Here is a 15,371-nt window from a genome sequence, read left to right as displayed (position 1 = left end):
GGTGCCCGTACGGACCGTACGGGCACCCGTGCCCCGGTATGCGCCGGTAAGGCGCTGTGCGGGGCGCACAGCCCCCGTTACGCCGCCGGGGAGAGCCGTGCGCGCAGCAGACCCGCCAGTGCCTGCGCGAAGTCCACCGGATCAACCGGAAGGGTGACGGCGGCGTCCGCACGGCTCCAGGTGGCCAGCCAGGCGTCCTGCGGACGGCCCATCAGGAGCAGTACGGGCGGGCACTGGAAGATCTCGTCCTTGATCTGCCGGCACACCCCCATGCCCCCGGCCGGAACCGCCTCGCCGTCCAACACGCAGACGTCGATGCCGCCCGCGTCCAGTTCCTTCAGGACGGCCGGCAGCGTGGCGCACTCCAGGAACTCCACCGGCGGCAGGTCGGCGGCCGGCCTGCGCCCGGCCGCCAGCCGCACCTGCTCCCGGGTGCCCGCGTCGTCGCTGTAGACCAGAACCCGCGCAGTCGCCCGCATTTCGTTCCTCCACGTGTCCCGTGAATCACGTTGATGTTGCGCGGGATGCTACTCCGTCCGACCCGGTGTCAACATCGGTTCGCACAGCCTCGCCCGAGGGATGGCCGACGGGCGTCCGAAGGGCGATCTGATGGGCCGTTCGGGCCTTGCACACGCCCCTGACACTCCGAACGGCACCCCCCGGGGTGAGGGCGGGATAAGGGACCGACATAATGTCGGTCGTGGCGACAGCAACGACAGTAGATACCGGGCACGCGCACCCGACGGTCAACAGGCCGAACCTCGTCAGCGTGGGAACCATCATCTGGTTGAGTTCCGAGCTGATGTTCTTCGCGGCCCTCTTCGCGATGTACTTCACCCTGCGATCCGTGACAGGCGCCGAGTACTGGACAGAACAGGCTTCGGCCTTGAATCTGCCCTTCTCGGCGACGAACACGACGATCCTGGTGCTTTCCTCGCTCACCTGCCAGCTCGGCGTATTCGCCGCCGAGCGCGGTGACGTGAAGAAGCTCAGGACGTGGTTCATCATCACGTTCGTCATGGGTGCGATCTTCATTGGCGGCCAGGTGTTCGAGTACACCGAGCTGGTCAAGCACGAGGGCATGAGCCTCTCGTCCGGTCCGTACGGCTCGGTCTTCTACCTGACCACCGGCTTCCACGGTCTGCACGTGACGGGCGGTCTCATCGCCTTCCTGCTGGTCCTCGGCCGGACGTACGCGGCCAAGAGGTTCACCCACGAACAGGCCACGTCGGCCATCGTCGTGTCCTACTACTGGCACTTCGTCGATGTCGTCTGGATCGGCCTCTTCGCAACGATCTACCTGATCAAGTAGCGAACACGTCGCCGGGCCCGTCCCGGCACTCCATCCAGACACACCGACGCAGAAGATCCTGACACCGGGGTAATCCGTGAAAAAGCTCTCCGCACGACGACGCCATCCGCTGGCGGCGGTCGTCGTTCTACTCTTCGCGCTGGCGGTTACCGGGGGGCTGTACAGCGCCTTCGCGCCCGCGGGCAATGCGAAGGCCGACGAAACCGTCCAGTCCCTCGCCATCGAGGAGGGCCAGAAGCTCTACGCCGTCGGCTGCGCAAGCTGCCACGGAACCGGCGGTCAGGGTTCCTCTGACGGCCCCAGCCTGGTAGGCGTCGGCTCCGCTGCCGTCGACTTCCAGGTGATGACGGGCCGTATGCCCGCCCAGCAGCCCGGCGCCCAGGTGCCGAAGAAGCCCGTCATCTACACCCAGGCGCAGGCCGACCAGCTCGCCGCGTACATCGCGTCCCTCGGAGCCGGCCCGATCGTGCCGACCGAGAAGCAGTACGACCCGGCGGGTGCCGACATCGCGAAGGGTGGCGAGCTGTTCCGCAACAACTGCGCGCAGTGCCACAACTTCACCGGCGAGGGCGGCGCACTGACGAACGGCAAGTACGCCCCCAACCTTGAGGGTGTCGAGCCGAAGCACGTCTACGAGGCCATGCTCACCGGCCCGCAGAACATGCCCTCCTTCCCCGACAGCACCATGCCGGAGAAGCAGAAGAAGGACATCATCGCGTACCTCCAGCACGTCAACGGCGAGAAGTCGACCAGCCCCGGTGGCCTCAAGCTCGGTGGCCTCGGCCCCGTCTCCGAGGGTCTCTTCGGCTGGATCTTCGGACTGGGTGCGCTGATCGCTGTCGCCGTCTGGGTCGCGGCCCACACCGCTAAGGCCAAGAAGTCATGAGTAGCCAAGACATTCCCGAAGAGAAGCACCTGCCGAGCGAGCAGGGCGACGCGCACCACGGTGCCGTGGCAGTGGCGGACGACCCGTTCGCCGACCCCGGTCTGCCGGTTCACCGGCCTCGGATCCAGGACATCGACGAGCGGGCCGCGAAGCGCTCCGAGCGCACGGTGGCCCTGCTGTTCACCCTGTCGATGCTGGCCACGGTGGCCTTCATCGCCTCGTTCGTGATCCTGCCGGTCGACAAGATCGTCTACATCTTCCCCATCGGGAAGGTGAGCGCTCTCAACTTCGCCCTGGGCGTCAGCCTCGGCGCGGCCCTCTTCTGCATCGGCGCGGGCGCGGTCCACTGGGCCCGCACCCTGATGTCCGACGTGGAGGTCGCCGCCGAGCGCCACGAGATCGCGGCCCCGGCCGAGGTCAAGGCGCAGGTCATGCAGGACTTCGCGGACGGCGCGCGCGAGTCGGCCATCGGCCGCCGCCCGCTGATCCGCAACACGATGTTCGGTGCGCTGGCCCTGCTGCCGCTCTCCGCCGTCGTGATCCTGCGCGACCTGGGCCCGCTGCCCGAGGACAAGCTGCGCAAGACCATCTGGGCGAAGGGCAAGATGCTCATCAACCAGAACACGATGGAGCCGCTCCGTCCCGAGGACATCGTGGTCGGTTCGCTGACCTTCGCCATGCCGGAAGGCCTGGAGGAGGACGCGCACGACTTCCAGACGCAGATCGCCAAGGCCGCCCTGATGATCGTCCGCATCCAGCCGGAGAACATCAAGGACAAGAAGGAACTGGAGTGGTCCCACGACGGGATCGTGGCCTACTCCAAGATCTGCACCCACGTCGGCTGCCCGATCAGCCTGTACGAGCAGCAGTCGCACCACGTGCTCTGCCCGTGCCACCAGTCCACCTTCGACCTCTCCGACGGCGCCCGAGTCATCTTCGGCCCGGCTGGTCACGCGCTCCCGCAGCTGCGGATCGGCGTCAATGACGAAGGTTTCCTCGAGGCGCTCGGCGACTTCGAAGAGCCCGTCGGTCCCTCTTTCTGGGAGCGCGGATGAGCACTGCCACTCAAACCAAAGAGCGCAAGGCTCCGGCCGGCGAGCGCGTAGCCGACTGGGCCGACGGCCGGCTGGGCATCTACAGCCTCGCCAAGGCCAACATGCGCAAGATCTTCCCGGACCACTGGTCCTTCATGCTGGGCGAGATCTGCCTCTACAGCTTCATCATCCTCATCCTCACGGGTGTGTACCTGACGCTGTTCTTCCACCCGAGCATGAACGAAGTGCACTACGACGGTTCGTACATCCCCATGCAGGGTGTCGCGATGTCGGAGGCCTTCAAGTCGACCCTGGAAATCAGCTTCGACGTCCGCGGCGGTCTGCTCATCCGGCAGATCCACCACTGGTCGGCGCTGATCTTCATCGCGGCGATGCTCGTGCACATGATGCGCGTGTTCTTCACCGGCGCGTTCCGCAAGCCCCGTGAGGTCAACTGGGTCTTCGGCTTCCTGCTGCTGGTCCTCGGCATGTTCACCGGTTTCACCGGTTACTCCCTGCCGGACGACCTGCTCTCGGGCACCGGTGTCCGCTTCATGGAAGGCGCGATGCTGTCCGTGCCGATCGTCGGCACGTACCTGTCGTTCTTCTTCTTCGGCGGGGAGTTCCCCGGCGGCGACTTCGTGGGCCGGCTCTACTCGGTGCACATCCTGCTGCTGCCCGGCATCATGATGGGCCTGCTGGTGGCCCACCTGATCCTGGTCTTCTACCACAAGCACACCCAGTTCGCGGGCCCCGGCAAGACCGAGAAGAACGTCGTCGGCATGCCGCTGCTCCCGGTCTACATGGCCAAGGCCGGAGGATTCTTCTTCCTGGTCTTCGGCGTCATCGCGCTGATCGCGGGCATCGCCTCGATCAACCCGATCTGGGCGCTCGGCCCGTACCGCCCGGACCACGTGTCCACCGGTGCGCAGCCCGACTGGTACATGGGCTTCTCCGAGGGCCTGATCCGTGCGATGCCCGGTTGGGAGATCAACCTGTGGGGCCACACCCTGGCCCTCGGCGTGTTCATCCCGTTCACGATCTTCCCGCTGGTCCTGGCCACCATCGCGGTCTACCCGTTCATCGAGTCCTGGGTCACCGGGGACAAGCGCGAGCACCACATCCTGGACCGCCCGCGCAACGCCCCGACCCGTACGGGCTTCGGTGTGGCATGGCTGACGTGGTACGTCATCCTGCTGATCGCCGGTGGAAACGACATGTTCGCGCAGTACTTCCACCTGTCGATCAACTCGATCACCTGGTTCGCACGCATCGGGTTCTTCGTCGGCCCGGTCATCGCCTTCATCATCACCAAGCGGATCTGCCTCGGCCTCCAGCGCCGGGACCGGGACAAGGTGCTGCACGGTCGCGAGACCGGCATCATCAAGCGCCTGCCGCACGGTGAGTTCGTGGAGGTCCACGAGCCGCTCTCGCAGGGCAAGCTGCACACGCTCACCTCGTACGACCAGTACGAGCCCGCCGAGATCGGCCCCACGGTCGACGAGAACGGTGTCGAGCGCAAGGTGAAGCCGCTGGAGAAGCTCCGCGCCAAGCTCAGCAAGGGCTACTACGGGGAGAACAACCAGATCCCGAAGCCCACGGTCGAGGAGTACAAGGAGATCCAGAGCGGCCACGGCCACCACTGATCTCCCGCATCACGGCTTCACATGCTTCACGCAGTACGCACCACGCATGACTGCTTGAGGGACTGATTCAGGTCAGTCCTGGTGTCGCCACGGCGAGAGCCCCGTCCAGTGTCTGGACGGGGCTCTTTGCCGTCCCCGGGGCTGGATAGGCTGAAGCCCTTCCCATTCGACGTGGAATCCTCGATGAGCAGCAGGAGCGGACCATGAACCTGGTGACCCCGGCAGGCGGCGACAGCGCGGCGGCCCGCGGCTGGCCGGGCGTTCTGGAGGCCCTGCTGACCGGCCGTGACCTCGGCGCCGACGACACGGCCTGGGCCATGGACCGGATCATGCGCGGGGAGGCCACCGACGCCCAGATCGCCGGCTTCGCGGTCGCGCTGCGGGCCAAGGGGGAGACGGTCTCCGAGATCAACGGCCTGGTCCGCGCCATGTACGCACACGCCAACCTGATCGAGGTGCCGGGCCGGACGGTGGACATCGTCGGCACCGGGGGCGACGGGGCCAAGACGGTCAACATCTCCACGATGTCGGCGATCGTGGTGGCCGGTACGGGCGCCAAGGTCGTCAAGCACGGCAACCGGGCCTCGTCCTCCGCGAGCGGCTCCTCGGACGTCCTGGAGAAGCTCGGCGTCAACCTCGACCTCACCCCCGCGCGGGTCGTGGAGGTGGCCGAGGAAGCCGGAATCACCTTCTGCTTCGCGGTCAAGTTCCACCCCGCGCTGCGGCACGTGGCGGCGGCCCGCCGGGAGCTCGGCATCCGGACCACCTTCAACTTCCTCGGCCCGCTGACCAACCCGGCACGGGTCCGGGCACAGGCAACCGGTGTGGCCGACGCGCGGGTGGCCCCGATCGTCGCGGGCGTCCTGGCGGAGCGGGGCTCCTCGGCGCTGGTCTTCCGCGGTGACGACGGGCTCGACGAGCTCACCACCACGGCGACCTCCCGGGTCTGGTGGGTCCGCGACGGCGAGGTCAGGGAGCAGGGCTTCGACCCGCGCGACATCGGCATCCCGCTGGTTCCGGTCTCCGCCCTGGCCGGCGCGGACGCCTCGTTCAACGCGGACGTGGCCCGCCGCCTGCTGGCCGGCGAGACCGGCCCGGTCCGCGACGCGGTGCTCCTGAACTCGGCGGCGGCCCTGGTCGCGCTGGACCCGGGTACGGGCACCCTGGAGGAGCAGCTCGCCGCCGGTGTCGTACGGGCGGCGGAGTCGGTGGACTCGGGCGCGGCCCGGGCGGCGCTGGCCCGCTGGGCGGCGGCGAGCAACGCGTAGCCGCTGCGACACGTAGCCGCTGCGCGGTGGCCGTTCCGACGGGATCCGGCCAAGATCCAGCAACGACCCCGGTCCGCCATGTGGACCGGGGTCTTGCGTTCGGAAGATCGTGTGGCAGGATTCTCCTCAGGTCACGAGTGACAGCGTTTAGGCCCCGGCTTGCTGTCCGGCAACCCTCCTTCCGTGGCGGGGTGCCCCGGGTGATGACCAGGTCGTAGGCAGTGAGGTCTACGGCAAGCGCGGATCCCTCGAACACCAGGGGTCCTGGTCTCTCGAGGAGCGTTTCCGTGAGCAAGCGAATGCGATAGGGCGAGTCCGCCCCTTCTTCACCCCTCGGAACAGGGTCACTTCCGCGTACCCGCAGCACACCTGCGGCAGCACATCTGTGTGCGGCGGCCGATCCGCATTCCGGGGCACTCCCGTACCCCGAACGGCGCAGCGCCGTATCCGCGTACGGGCACACCGAAGCCATTCAGACCTGCCTGCCGGGAGATACCGCCATGTCCGCAACCCTGAACGCCACCACCGTCGCCGCTGCCGCCGTCACCTCTGCGGCCGAGGGCCCCGCCTGTGCCGAGCCGCTGGCGGTCCTCGGCCGCGAGGTCACCGTGCCGCTCGTCACCGGTGGCGAGGTCACCTACGCCGCCCTCGACTACGCGGCCAGCGCCCCCGCGCTCCAGCGGGTCTGGGACGACGTGGCCGCGTACGCCCCGTACTACGGCAGCGTCCACCGCGGCGCCGGGTACCTCTCGCAGCTCTCCACCGACCTGTTCGAGCAGAGCCGGGTCACGGTCGCCGAGTTCCTCGACTGCCGGCCCTCCGACCAGGTGGTCTTCACCCGGTCCACCACCGACTCCCTCAACCTGCTCGCCGCCGTGCTCCCGGCCGACTGCCAGGTCTTCGTCTTCGAGACCGAGCACCACGCCTCGCTGCTCCCGTGGACGAACGCCCAGGTCACCTACCTCAACGCCCCCCGCACCCCGGACGAGGCCGTCGCCACCCTGGAGCGCGCCCTGGCCGACCGCGACCCCTACGGCCCGGCGCTGGTCTGCGTCACCGGAGCCTCCAACGTCACCGGCGAGCTGTGGCCCGTCAAGGAGCTCGCCGCCGCCGCGCACGCCCACGGCGCCCGGATCGTCCTGGACGCCGCCCAGCTGGCCCCGCACCACCCCGTCTCCGTCCAGGACCTCGACGTGGACTGGGTCGCCTTCTCCGGACACAAGCTCTACGCGCCCTTCGGCTCGGGCGTGCTCGCCGGCCGCGCGGACTGGCTCCAGGAGGCGGACCCGTACCTCGCCGGCGGTGGAGCCTCCCGCAAGGTGGCCCGCCGCGAGGACGGCGGCGTGGACGTCGAGTGGCACACCACCGCCGCCCGCCACGAGGCCGGCTCCCCGAACGTCATCGGCGTCTACTCCATCGCCTCCGCCTGCAAGGCGCTGCAGGAGGCCGGCTTCGAGAACCTCGTCGCCCGCGAGCAGCGCCTCATCACCAAGGTCCGCGAAGGCCTCGCCGAGGTCCCGGCGGTCCGCGTCCTGTCCCTCTTCGGCGACGACGCCCCGCGCGTGGGCGTCATCTCCTTCGTCGTCGACGGCTGGAACAGCTCGCACTTCGCCGCCGCGCTCTCCGCCGAGTACGGCATCGGCGTCCGCGACGGCCTGTTCTGCGCCCACCCGCTGGTCCGCACCCTGCTCGGCAGCGAGCCGCAGGCGCAGGGCGAGTGCGGAGCCCCGGAGGCGGCCCCGGGGGAGCGGTCCCTGAACGCGATCCGCGTCAGCTTCGGCGCCGGCACCCCCGACGAGCACGTGGACCGCTTCGTCCGCGCCGTCAAGGAGCTCGTCGCGGACGGCGCCAAGTGGCAGTACCGCACCGAAGAGGGCCGCTGCGTCCCGGCCGTCTGACAGGCTGCGGGGTATGACCTACTGGGACCCGATACCGACCGTGCGCGCCTGCGTGGTCGGTGAGCCGCTGCCGGGCCACGCGCTGTGGGTACCGGCGTACCGCCCGCCGTGGGGCCCGTGGCCGGACGCGTGGGCGGAGCGCGACTGGCGCAATGTGCCGGGGCCGTTCTACGGCGCGGGAACCGACACGTGCTGGATGGGGCGGGAGGTCGCGCCCGCCCACGTGCTCTACAACGACGACTTGGGTGACGAGTTCGTCTACCGGCAGCCGTGCGACGCCGAGGAGACGTACCGGGTGATCGCCGCGGCGTTCCAGGACCCGATGGTGGGCTACCAGTGCGACGGCGACGTGCGCTGGACGCCGGAGCTGGTCCGCGAGTGGTGGAGCGAACGCGGCCGCGTCCGTGAATGGGCCCGTGACCTGGACCGGAAGTGGTCGATCTCGACGCGGGCCGACGAGCGTGAAGCCGCCGGCGGGGCCCGCGCGTACGTGGCCCACATCGACGGGGACCTCGCGGACTACCTGCGCGGCTACCTCTTCCGGCTCGGAGAGGGCCGCCCCGCCCGGCCGGGCGAGGCGTTGCCCGTGCTCTGAACGGCTACGCGTCGAGGCCGATCGCGAACGCCGCTTCCAGGTCGTGCTGGGAGTACGTGCGGAACGCCACGTGCGTGTCCGTCCCCTCCACGCCCGGGATCTTGCTGATGCGGCCGGGGATGATGTCGGCCAGGTCCTCGTGCCGGGACACCCGGACCATCGCGATGAGGTCGTACGTACCCGTGACCGAGTAGACCTCGCTGACGCTGTCCAGCGCGGCGATGGCCTCGGCGATCTCGGGGATCCGGTCCACGCTGGTCTTGATGAGCACGAGTGCGGTGATCACGGTTGGCTGTCTCCCTCGCCTACTGTCACTGGTCGACTCACTCTAGTCCCACCCCGGTAGCGGGCCCACGCGTAGAGGAAGCCCACCGAGAAGCCCACCACGTGGGCCAGATAGGCGACTCCGGGGCCGCTCGCCGCGCGGTGTGCCGCCAGCCACTGGAGACCGAACCAGAACATCAGCACGATCCACGCCGGGAAGCGCAGCGGCAGGAAGAACAGGAACGGGAACAGGCTCGTCACCCGTGCCTTGGGAAACAGGTACAGGAAGGCCCCCAGGACCGCGGAGATCGCCCCGGAGGCCCCGACCAGGGTCTGGTCCGAGGAGGCGTAGGCCGCCGCGTACGCCGCCAGGGCCAGGTAGCCCGTACAGACGTAGAAGCAGAGGAACCCGGCCCGGCCCATGCGCCGCTCCGTCATCGCCCCGAAGACGTAGAGGAAGAGCATGTTGCCCAGCAGGTGCAGCCAGCTCCCGTGCACGAACAGGGCCGTGAGGGGGGTGAGCGCCGCCCGGCCCGAGCCGGCGAACAGCTCGTCCGGTACCACGCCCCAGCGCCGGAAGTACGCCGTGCCCGTGGTCAGGAGCTGATCGCCCGTCCCGTAGACCGGGTTCAGCCCCGACGCCGGGCTCAGCACGAACACCACGCAGCAGCCGGCGATCAGCGCGTGGGTGACCACCGGGCCCCGGGCGGCCTCGCGTACGGCCTGCCACCTTACGATCATGCGACCGAGCATGACCCAGCCGGGCCCACCAGCGGGTGCGGCAGGCCGTAGGGTTACGAGCTACGCACGCACGCGCGCGCCACCCGTGACGACACGGGAGGGTGCGGTGCTTGCTCCATGTGAGCGATAGAAGGAGAGAGCGGCCTGATGACGGTTCCCCTGCCGACCGACACCACCCGGTGGCGCTGCACCCTGTGCGGCAACCTCACGCGCTTCGACGTCACCCGTTCGTCGAAGGTCGTGGAGTACGTCCACCTGGACCTCGCCGGGGAGCCCAAGGTCGAGGAGCGCGAGGTGGTCAATGAGACCATCGAGTCGGTGCGCTGCCGCTGGTGCAACGCGGTGGACCAGATCGAGCTCGTCGACAGGCCGGGCGCGGACTCCTGAAGGAGCCCCGCCCACAGGTGAATGACGGTAGGGGTGACGGATTGTGGAGCCAGCAAGCGGCGCTGAGCCGGCCGACGCGGCCGGCGACGCCGCGGAGGTCCTCGACCGCCCGCTGCCGGAAGGCGTGCGGCGCCGGGTCGTCGCACTCGTCTCGGACGCCTTCGGCGGGCTGACGGTCGCGGACCTCCCGGCGCAGTTGCGCCAGTACGCCCGTTTCACCCCGACGCGGCGCGCCAAGTTCGCGGGCAACGCCATGGCCACGGCCGTGGAGAGCGACCCCGTCTTCCGGGGCCGGGTCGCCGAGAAGTTCCGCGAGGCACAGGCCGACCTGGCCTCCGCGCTGGAGTCGGGCGCCCCGCCCGCCGCCGCCGATCCGCTGGACGTGGCGGCCGCCGCGTACGTGCTGCGGCCGGCCGGCTGGGTCAAGCTGGTCGCGGCCGCGGGCGAGGAGGCGCAGCGCGCCGACGCCGAGCGGGTCGACGAGGAGGCCCGCCGCGAGATGGAGCGGCTCCGCGAGGAGCTGACCCACGTACGGGAACTGCAGCGCACGGGTGTGGACCAGGTGCGGGCCGAGCTGGAGGCGGCGCGCAAGGAAGCGGAATCGCTTCAGCGCAAGCTGCGCAGTGCCCTCAGCGACGTCAAGCGGGGCGACGCGGCCCTGCGCAAGATCAACGCTGAGGTCGACGGCATCCGCGCCGAGGCGGCCGCCCAGGTGACCACCGCGGAGAGCGAGACCCGGCGGCTCAAGTCCCGCCTCGCGGAGGTGGAATCGGCGCTGGAGACCTCGCGCCGGGCCACCCGCGAGGGGCGCAGCATCGAGGACATGCGGCTGCGGCTGCTGCTGGACACCGTGCTGGACGCGGCCGCGGGACTGCGCCGGGAGCTCGCGCTGCCGCCGGTCTCCACGCGGCCCGCCGACACGGTGGAGGCGGTGGAGCCGGGCCGGATGACCCCGAAGGACATCGCGGCGCGCGCCCTGTCGGAGACCGACCCGGCGCTGCTGGACCAGTTGCTGGCGCTGCCCCAGGCCCATCTGGTGGTCGACGGCTACAACGTCACCAAGACCGGCTATCCGACGATGCCGTTGGAGAAGCAGCGGCTGCGGCTGCTGGGCGGGCTGTCGATGCTCGCCGCGCAGACGGGCGCCGAGATGACCTGTGTCTTCGACGGGGCGGAGCTGGCGGCCCCCGTGCTGCTCGCGCCGCCGCGCGGGGTGCGGGTGCTGTTCTCCAAGGCCGGAGTGACGGCGGACGAGCTGATCCGCCAGCTGGTGCGCGCCGAACCGGCGGGCCGTCCGGTGGTCGTGGTCTCCACGGACCGGGAGGTCGCCGACGGGGTGGCCAAGGCCGGTGCGCGGCCGGTGGCGTCCGCCTTGTTGCTGAAGCGGCTTTCGCGCGTTTCGTAACTGCTGGGCGCAATGCCGGAATTGGCAGGGCTCCGTGGGAACGTACCGTCAAGTCGCCGACACGGAGCGTGCGCTGTAGGTAAAGAACCTGGTCGGACAGCGAGTTTTTTGCCGACAGGATTTGAACTGATCACAGAAGGGTCACTAGGGTCAGTCAAACCTTCGTGCGGTAGTTCACTCATTCGGGGTGGCAGCGAAGGTGTCGCCGAGCTTGCGTTCTTCGGCGGCTCTAGGAAGAAGGAGATCGCCTTCGTGGCGTCCCACCGTCGACCCAAGCAGCCGACCCGCATGCGCACGACCGTGCTCGGTGTCACCGCGGCAGCCGCCGTGGTCCTCTCGGGGCAGGCCGCCCACGCCGCCCCCGCCAAGCCGAGCAAGGACGAGGTCAAGGCCAAGGTCGACGCCCTCTACGAAGAGGCGGAGCAGGCCACCGAGAAGTTCAACGGGGCCAAGGAGCGCCAGGACAAGCTCGAGACCGAGATCGGGCAGCTCCAGGACCAGGTCGCCCGCGGCCAGGAGGACCTCAACGCGCTGCGCGGCACGCTCGGTTCGATGGCCAGCGCCCAGTACCGCAGCGGCGGCATCGACCAGTCCCTCGCGCTCTTCCTCTCGGCGGACCCGGACAACTACCTCGACAAGGCCTCCACCCTGGAGCAGCTGAGCGGTCAGCAGGTCGAAGCGGTCCAGAAGATCCAGGCCAAGCAGCGCACCCTCGCGCAGCAGCGCCAGGAGGCCGCGGGCAAGCTCACCGACCTCGACGCCACCCGCAAGGAGCTCGGCGAGAAGAAGAAGGTCTCCTCGGACAAGCTCGCCGAGGCCCAGGCGCTCCTCAACTCGCTGACCGCCCAGGAGCGGGCGCAGATCAAGGACGAGGACTCCCGCGCCAGCCGGGGTGCCGACGGGCGCGCCCCCGACCTCGGCAACGTGAAGCCCTCCGGCCGGGCCGGCGCCGCCCTCGCGGCCGCCCAGACCAAGATCGGCAGCGCGTACATATCCGGTCACGAAGGCCCCAGTTCGTTCGACTGCTCGGGTCTGACCCAGTGGGCGTACAAGCAGGCCAACGTCTCGATATCCCGCGTCACGTACACGCAGGCCAACGACGGCACCCGGATCGGCAAGAGCCAGCTCCAGCCGGGCGACCTGGTGTTCTTCTACAGCGACATCCACCACGTCGGCCTGTACGCGGGCAACAACATGGTGCTGCACGCCTCGAACCCGCGCGGCGGCGTCAAGTACGAATCGATCAACAACATGCCGTTCCAGTTCGGAGTCCGCATCGGCGGCTGACGCCCCGAGCCCTCCACGGGCCCGTCCGGACGCGCCGCACACCGCCCATCCGGGCGAATTACGAGGCCCCGCTCTGACCACACGCCCCGCCGGTGACCTGCGTCTCCGACGGGGCGTCACTGTGCGTGCCCGCCGGAGGTCGTTGGCCGGTGCCCTCCCGCGCGGCTACTGTCTGCCAGCGCGGAACCCCGGCACACGGCCGTCCACGGAGGGCGGACCCGGGTCCCGCCCAGCAGGAGGGAGCGGTTTCACGTGGCGTCCCATCGCCGGTCCGGGCCCAGCGCCCTCGACCGGAACACCAAGGTCACCGTCCTCACCGCCGCCGCGGCGGGAGCAGCGGTCGCCATGTCGGGCGCACCCGCCGGTGCGGCCCCCGGCCTCCCGCAGGAGCCCTCCGCGGGCACCCGCGCCCAGGTCGACCGGCTCTTCGAAGAGGCCGAACAGGCCACCGAGCGCTTCAACCAGGCGGGCGAGCGCGCCGGCCGGCTCCGCGCCGAAGTCGACCGGGTCCAGGACGCGGTGGCCCGCGGGCAGGACCGCATCAACACCATGCGCGGAGTGCTCGGCGCCTACGCCGGAGCCCAGTACCGGGCCGGCGGCATCGACCCCGCCGTCGAGCTGATGCTCTCGGACGACCCGGACGACTACCTCGCCAAGGCCGCCGCCCTCGACCGGCTGTCCGGCCGGCAGGCCCGCCAGCTCGACGAACTGCGCTCCGAGCAGCGCCGCCTCGGCCAGGAACGCCAGGAGGGCTCCCGCAAGCTCGCCGAACTCGACGCGCTGCGCGCCGACGTGGCGAAGGAGAAGCGCGCCGTCACCGCCAAGCTGGCCGCCGCCCGCCGGCTGCTGAACGCGATGCCCACGCAGGAGCGCGCCGACTTCGACCGCGCCTCGCGCTCCGGCGGCCGCCCCGACGCCCTGCCCGAACTCCCCGACTCCGCGGCCTCCGGGCCCTCCTCCGGGCGCGCCATGACCGCCGTGATGGCGGCCCGGTCCGCCGTGGGGCGGCCCTACGTCTGGGGATCCACCGGCCCCTCCGGCTTCGACTGCTCCGGACTGATGGTGTGGTCGTACCGGCAGGCGGGCGTCGCGCTGCCGCGCACCTCGCAGGCGCAGCGGCACGCCGGGCGGCGGGTCTCGCTGTCGGAGGCGCGCCCGGGGGACCTGGTGACGTACCGCTCGGACGCCAGCCACGTCGGCATGTACGTCGGCAACGGCCAGGTGGTGCACGCCCCGTACCCGGGGGCGCGGGTGCGGTACGACCCGGTCGGGATGATGCCGGTCTCCTCGGTGACCCGGCCCTGAGAGCTGTGCTGCGTACGATCGGGTGATGCTCCCGGTCCTGGGCCGTATCCCTCGCCGTACTCCTCGCCGTCCGCCGCGCGCCCTGCCGCTGCTGCTCCTCTGCATGCTGCTGCTCTGCGTGCCGCTCGCCGGATGCGGCTCCGGTTCCGGTTCCGGTTCTCCTTCCGGTTCCGGGTCCGGGGCCCCTTCGGCTTCGGCGGACCCCGTCGAAGCGGAGGTCCGGCGGGCCGTCGCCGTCTGGTCGGCGGCCCCGCCCGCGGCCCTCGCGGCGATCCCGCTGGAGGGATGGTCGTACGAGGTCTCCGCGGTCCGCGTGGAAGGCGTACGGGCCTTCGCGCGCGCCGAGCTGCGCTACCGGCTCACCGGCTACGACGCCGCCCCGGCCGGCTCCGCCCGCGAGGTGGAGCTCGCCCGCGACGGCGGCTCCTGGGCGGTGACCGGCGACCGGCCCGCCCCCGGAGCCCTGCCCCAGCTGTGGGACCAGGGCCCGGTGTCCGTGGAGCGAGGGGAACACGCCCTGGTGCTCGGCGGCGCCGGCCAGAGCTCCGGCTCCCTCTCCGAGATCGCCGCCGAGGCCGACAGGGCGGTGCCCGCGGCCAGCGCGGCCTGGCCGCGGCCGTGGGCGGGCCGGGTGGTGGTGCTGGTGCCCGGCTCGCTGGACGCGATGGCGGCGCTGCTGGGGCGGCCCGCGGACGAGTACCGGGGCCTGGGCGCCGTCACCACCGGGCGGACCGGGGCGGGACCCGCCCCCGCCGACCGGGTCGTGGTGAACCCGGAGGGGTACGGGCAGCTCACGGCGGAGGGCCGCCAGGTGATCCTGACCCACGAGACCACCCACGTGGCGACCCGGGCGGCGACCACGTCCCGGACCCCGCTCTGGCTCTCCGAGGGCTTCGCGGACTGGGCCGCGTACCGCGACAGCGGCCGCGGCCCGGCCGAAGTCGCGCCGGCCCTCGCCCGCGCGGTGCGCAGCGGGGCCCTGCCGGCCACCCTCCCGGAGCCCGGGGCCTTCGCCTTCGGCGGGGACGCGGACGCACTGGCGCGGGCCTACGAGGGCTCCTGGCTGGCCTGCCGGCTCATCGCCGGCCGGTGGGGGGACGCGGCACTGGTCTCCCTGTACGAGAGGAGCGGCCGTGAATCCCTGCCTACGGCGCTGGACGAGACCCTCGGGACGGATTCCGCCGGGCTGACCCAGGCTTGGCAGCAGGAACTGCGCCGAGAGTTCCGCTAGGGCCTGTCGTCAAACTCCCAGGGCCGCCATGGGGCGGCGAAGGGGGTTTGTCGAGAGGGCCGAGGCCGGGCGCCGCCCGGGGCAAATAAGCCCCACCGGGGGTTGTGGGGCG

Annotated in this window: 15 protein-coding genes and 1 riboswitch; of the genes, 12 read left to right on the top strand and 3 right to left on the bottom strand. The window is 70.7% G+C overall.

Annotated features, from left to right (window positions below; genetic code table 11):
* Positions 1-77: 77 nt before the first annotated feature.
* Complete coding sequence (locus ACFVX6_RS36850) at positions 78-479, bottom strand: hypothetical protein (protein WP_250742508.1); 402 nt, start codon at positions 477-479, stop codon at positions 78-80.
* Between the two features lie 212 nt (positions 480-691).
* On the opposite strand from ACFVX6_RS36850, the gene ACFVX6_RS36845 reads away from it, so the two are divergent.
* The 7 genes from ACFVX6_RS36845 to ACFVX6_RS36815 all read left to right on the top strand — a co-directional run bounded on the left by ACFVX6_RS36845 (position 692) and on the right by ACFVX6_RS36815 (position 8,639).
* Entirely contained in the window at positions 692-1,312 is a 621-nt protein-coding gene (locus ACFVX6_RS36845) for a heme-copper oxidase subunit III (protein WP_008738823.1), read from the top strand.
* 76 nt (positions 1,313-1,388) lie between these two features.
* Complete coding sequence (locus ACFVX6_RS36840; RefSeq protein ID WP_250742506.1) at positions 1,389-2,198, top strand: c-type cytochrome; 810 nt, start codon at positions 1,389-1,391, stop codon at positions 2,196-2,198.
* The gene (locus ACFVX6_RS36835; RefSeq protein WP_389698957.1) at positions 2,195-3,253 is read left to right on the top strand and encodes a Rieske 2Fe-2S domain-containing protein; all 1,059 of its coding nucleotides are present in this window, start codon (positions 2,195-2,197) and stop codon (positions 3,251-3,253) included. Before ACFVX6_RS36840 ends, ACFVX6_RS36835 begins: the two co-directional genes overlap by 4 nt.
* On the top strand, positions 3,250-4,878 hold the full coding sequence (locus ACFVX6_RS36830) for a cytochrome bc complex cytochrome b subunit (protein ID WP_250742504.1): 1,629 nt from the start codon (positions 3,250-3,252) through the stop codon (positions 4,876-4,878). Before ACFVX6_RS36835 ends, ACFVX6_RS36830 begins: the two co-directional genes overlap by 4 nt.
* A gap of 203 nt (positions 4,879-5,081) precedes the next feature.
* A complete protein-coding gene (trpD, locus tag ACFVX6_RS36825; protein ID WP_389698956.1) occupies positions 5,082-6,146 on the top strand; it encodes an anthranilate phosphoribosyltransferase in 1,065 nt (354 codons plus the stop codon).
* 129 nt (positions 6,147-6,275) lie between these two features.
* Positions 6,276-6,392, top strand: a riboswitch (SAM riboswitch).
* 254 nt (positions 6,393-6,646) lie between these two features.
* Positions 6,647-8,044 carry an aminotransferase class V-fold PLP-dependent enzyme gene (locus ACFVX6_RS36820; RefSeq protein WP_389698955.1) on the top strand — a complete coding sequence of 466 codons (1,398 nt, stop codon included), beginning with the start codon at positions 6,647-6,649 and terminating at the stop codon, positions 8,042-8,044.
* A gap of 13 nt (positions 8,045-8,057) precedes the next feature.
* Positions 8,058-8,639 carry a ferredoxin gene (locus ACFVX6_RS36815; RefSeq protein WP_389698954.1) on the top strand — a complete coding sequence of 194 codons (582 nt, stop codon included), beginning with the start codon at positions 8,058-8,060 and terminating at the stop codon, positions 8,637-8,639.
* A gap of 4 nt (positions 8,640-8,643) precedes the next feature.
* On the opposite strand, the gene ACFVX6_RS36810 is transcribed toward ACFVX6_RS36815, so the two are convergent.
* Together ACFVX6_RS36810 and ACFVX6_RS36805 are read right to left on the bottom strand one after the other, a co-directional pair.
* Complete coding sequence (locus ACFVX6_RS36810) at positions 8,644-8,925, bottom strand: Lrp/AsnC family transcriptional regulator (protein WP_385381416.1); 282 nt, start codon at positions 8,923-8,925, stop codon at positions 8,644-8,646.
* Positions 8,922-9,656 carry a rhomboid family intramembrane serine protease gene (locus ACFVX6_RS36805; protein ID WP_389698953.1) on the bottom strand — a complete coding sequence of 245 codons (735 nt, stop codon included), beginning with the start codon at positions 9,654-9,656 and terminating at the stop codon, positions 8,922-8,924. Before ACFVX6_RS36805 ends, ACFVX6_RS36810 begins: the two co-directional genes overlap by 4 nt.
* 135 nt (positions 9,657-9,791) lie before the next feature.
* Here ACFVX6_RS36805 and ACFVX6_RS36800 point away from each other — a divergent pair, with 135 nt between their 5' ends.
* From ACFVX6_RS36800 to ACFVX6_RS36780, 5 genes are all read left to right on the top strand, one after another.
* On the top strand, positions 9,792-10,031 hold the full coding sequence (locus ACFVX6_RS36800; RefSeq protein ID WP_008738811.1) for a hypothetical protein: 240 nt from the start codon (positions 9,792-9,794) through the stop codon (positions 10,029-10,031).
* Between the two features lie 40 nt (positions 10,032-10,071).
* A complete protein-coding gene (locus ACFVX6_RS36795; protein WP_389698958.1) occupies positions 10,072-11,436 on the top strand; it encodes an NYN domain-containing protein in 1,365 nt (454 codons plus the stop codon).
* Between the two features lie 252 nt (positions 11,437-11,688).
* The gene (locus ACFVX6_RS36790) at positions 11,689-12,723 is read left to right on the top strand and encodes an NlpC/P60 family protein (RefSeq protein WP_389698952.1); all 1,035 of its coding nucleotides are present in this window, start codon (positions 11,689-11,691) and stop codon (positions 12,721-12,723) included.
* Positions 12,724-12,975: 252 nt separating this feature from the next.
* Positions 12,976-14,028, top strand: coding sequence for an NlpC/P60 family protein (locus ACFVX6_RS36785; protein WP_389698951.1), 1,053 nt, complete (start codon positions 12,976-12,978; stop codon positions 14,026-14,028).
* 25 nt (positions 14,029-14,053) lie between these two features.
* Complete coding sequence (locus ACFVX6_RS36780; protein WP_389698950.1) at positions 14,054-15,259, top strand: hypothetical protein; 1,206 nt, start codon at positions 14,054-14,056, stop codon at positions 15,257-15,259.
* Positions 15,260-15,371 lie beyond the last annotated feature (112 nt).

It is taken from the genome of Streptomyces sp. NPDC058289 (assembly GCF_042880975.1).
Lineage (GTDB): Bacteria > Actinomycetota > Actinomycetes > Streptomycetales > Streptomycetaceae > Streptomyces > Streptomyces stoeckheimensis.
Note: the sequence above shows the minus strand (reverse complement) of the source record. Positions and strands in the feature narration are given on the sequence as shown.

Coding starts and splice junctions, on each gene's coding strand:
- ACFVX6_RS36800 (WP_008738811.1), top strand. CDS start 9,792: ATGACGGTTCCCCTGCCGACCGACACCACCCGGTGGCGCTGCACCCTG.
- ACFVX6_RS36820 (WP_389698955.1), top strand. CDS start 6,647: ATGTCCGCAACCCTGAACGCCACCACCGTCGCCGCTGCCGCCGTCACC.
- ACFVX6_RS36780 (WP_389698950.1), top strand. CDS start 14,054: ATGCTCCCGGTCCTGGGCCGTATCCCTCGCCGTACTCCTCGCCGTCCG.
- ACFVX6_RS36805 (WP_389698953.1), bottom strand. CDS start 9,656: ATGCTCGGTCGCATGATCGTAAGGTGGCAGGCCGTACGCGAGGCCGCC.
- ACFVX6_RS36815 (WP_389698954.1), top strand. CDS start 8,058: ATGACCTACTGGGACCCGATACCGACCGTGCGCGCCTGCGTGGTCGGT.
- trpD (WP_389698956.1), top strand. CDS start 5,082: ATGAACCTGGTGACCCCGGCAGGCGGCGACAGCGCGGCGGCCCGCGGC.
- ACFVX6_RS36850 (WP_250742508.1), bottom strand. CDS start 479: ATGCGGGCGACTGCGCGGGTTCTGGTCTACAGCGACGACGCGGGCACC.
- ACFVX6_RS36845 (WP_008738823.1), top strand. CDS start 692: ATGTCGGTCGTGGCGACAGCAACGACAGTAGATACCGGGCACGCGCAC.
- ACFVX6_RS36830 (WP_250742504.1), top strand. CDS start 3,250: ATGAGCACTGCCACTCAAACCAAAGAGCGCAAGGCTCCGGCCGGCGAG.
- ACFVX6_RS36835 (WP_389698957.1), top strand. CDS start 2,195: ATGAGTAGCCAAGACATTCCCGAAGAGAAGCACCTGCCGAGCGAGCAG.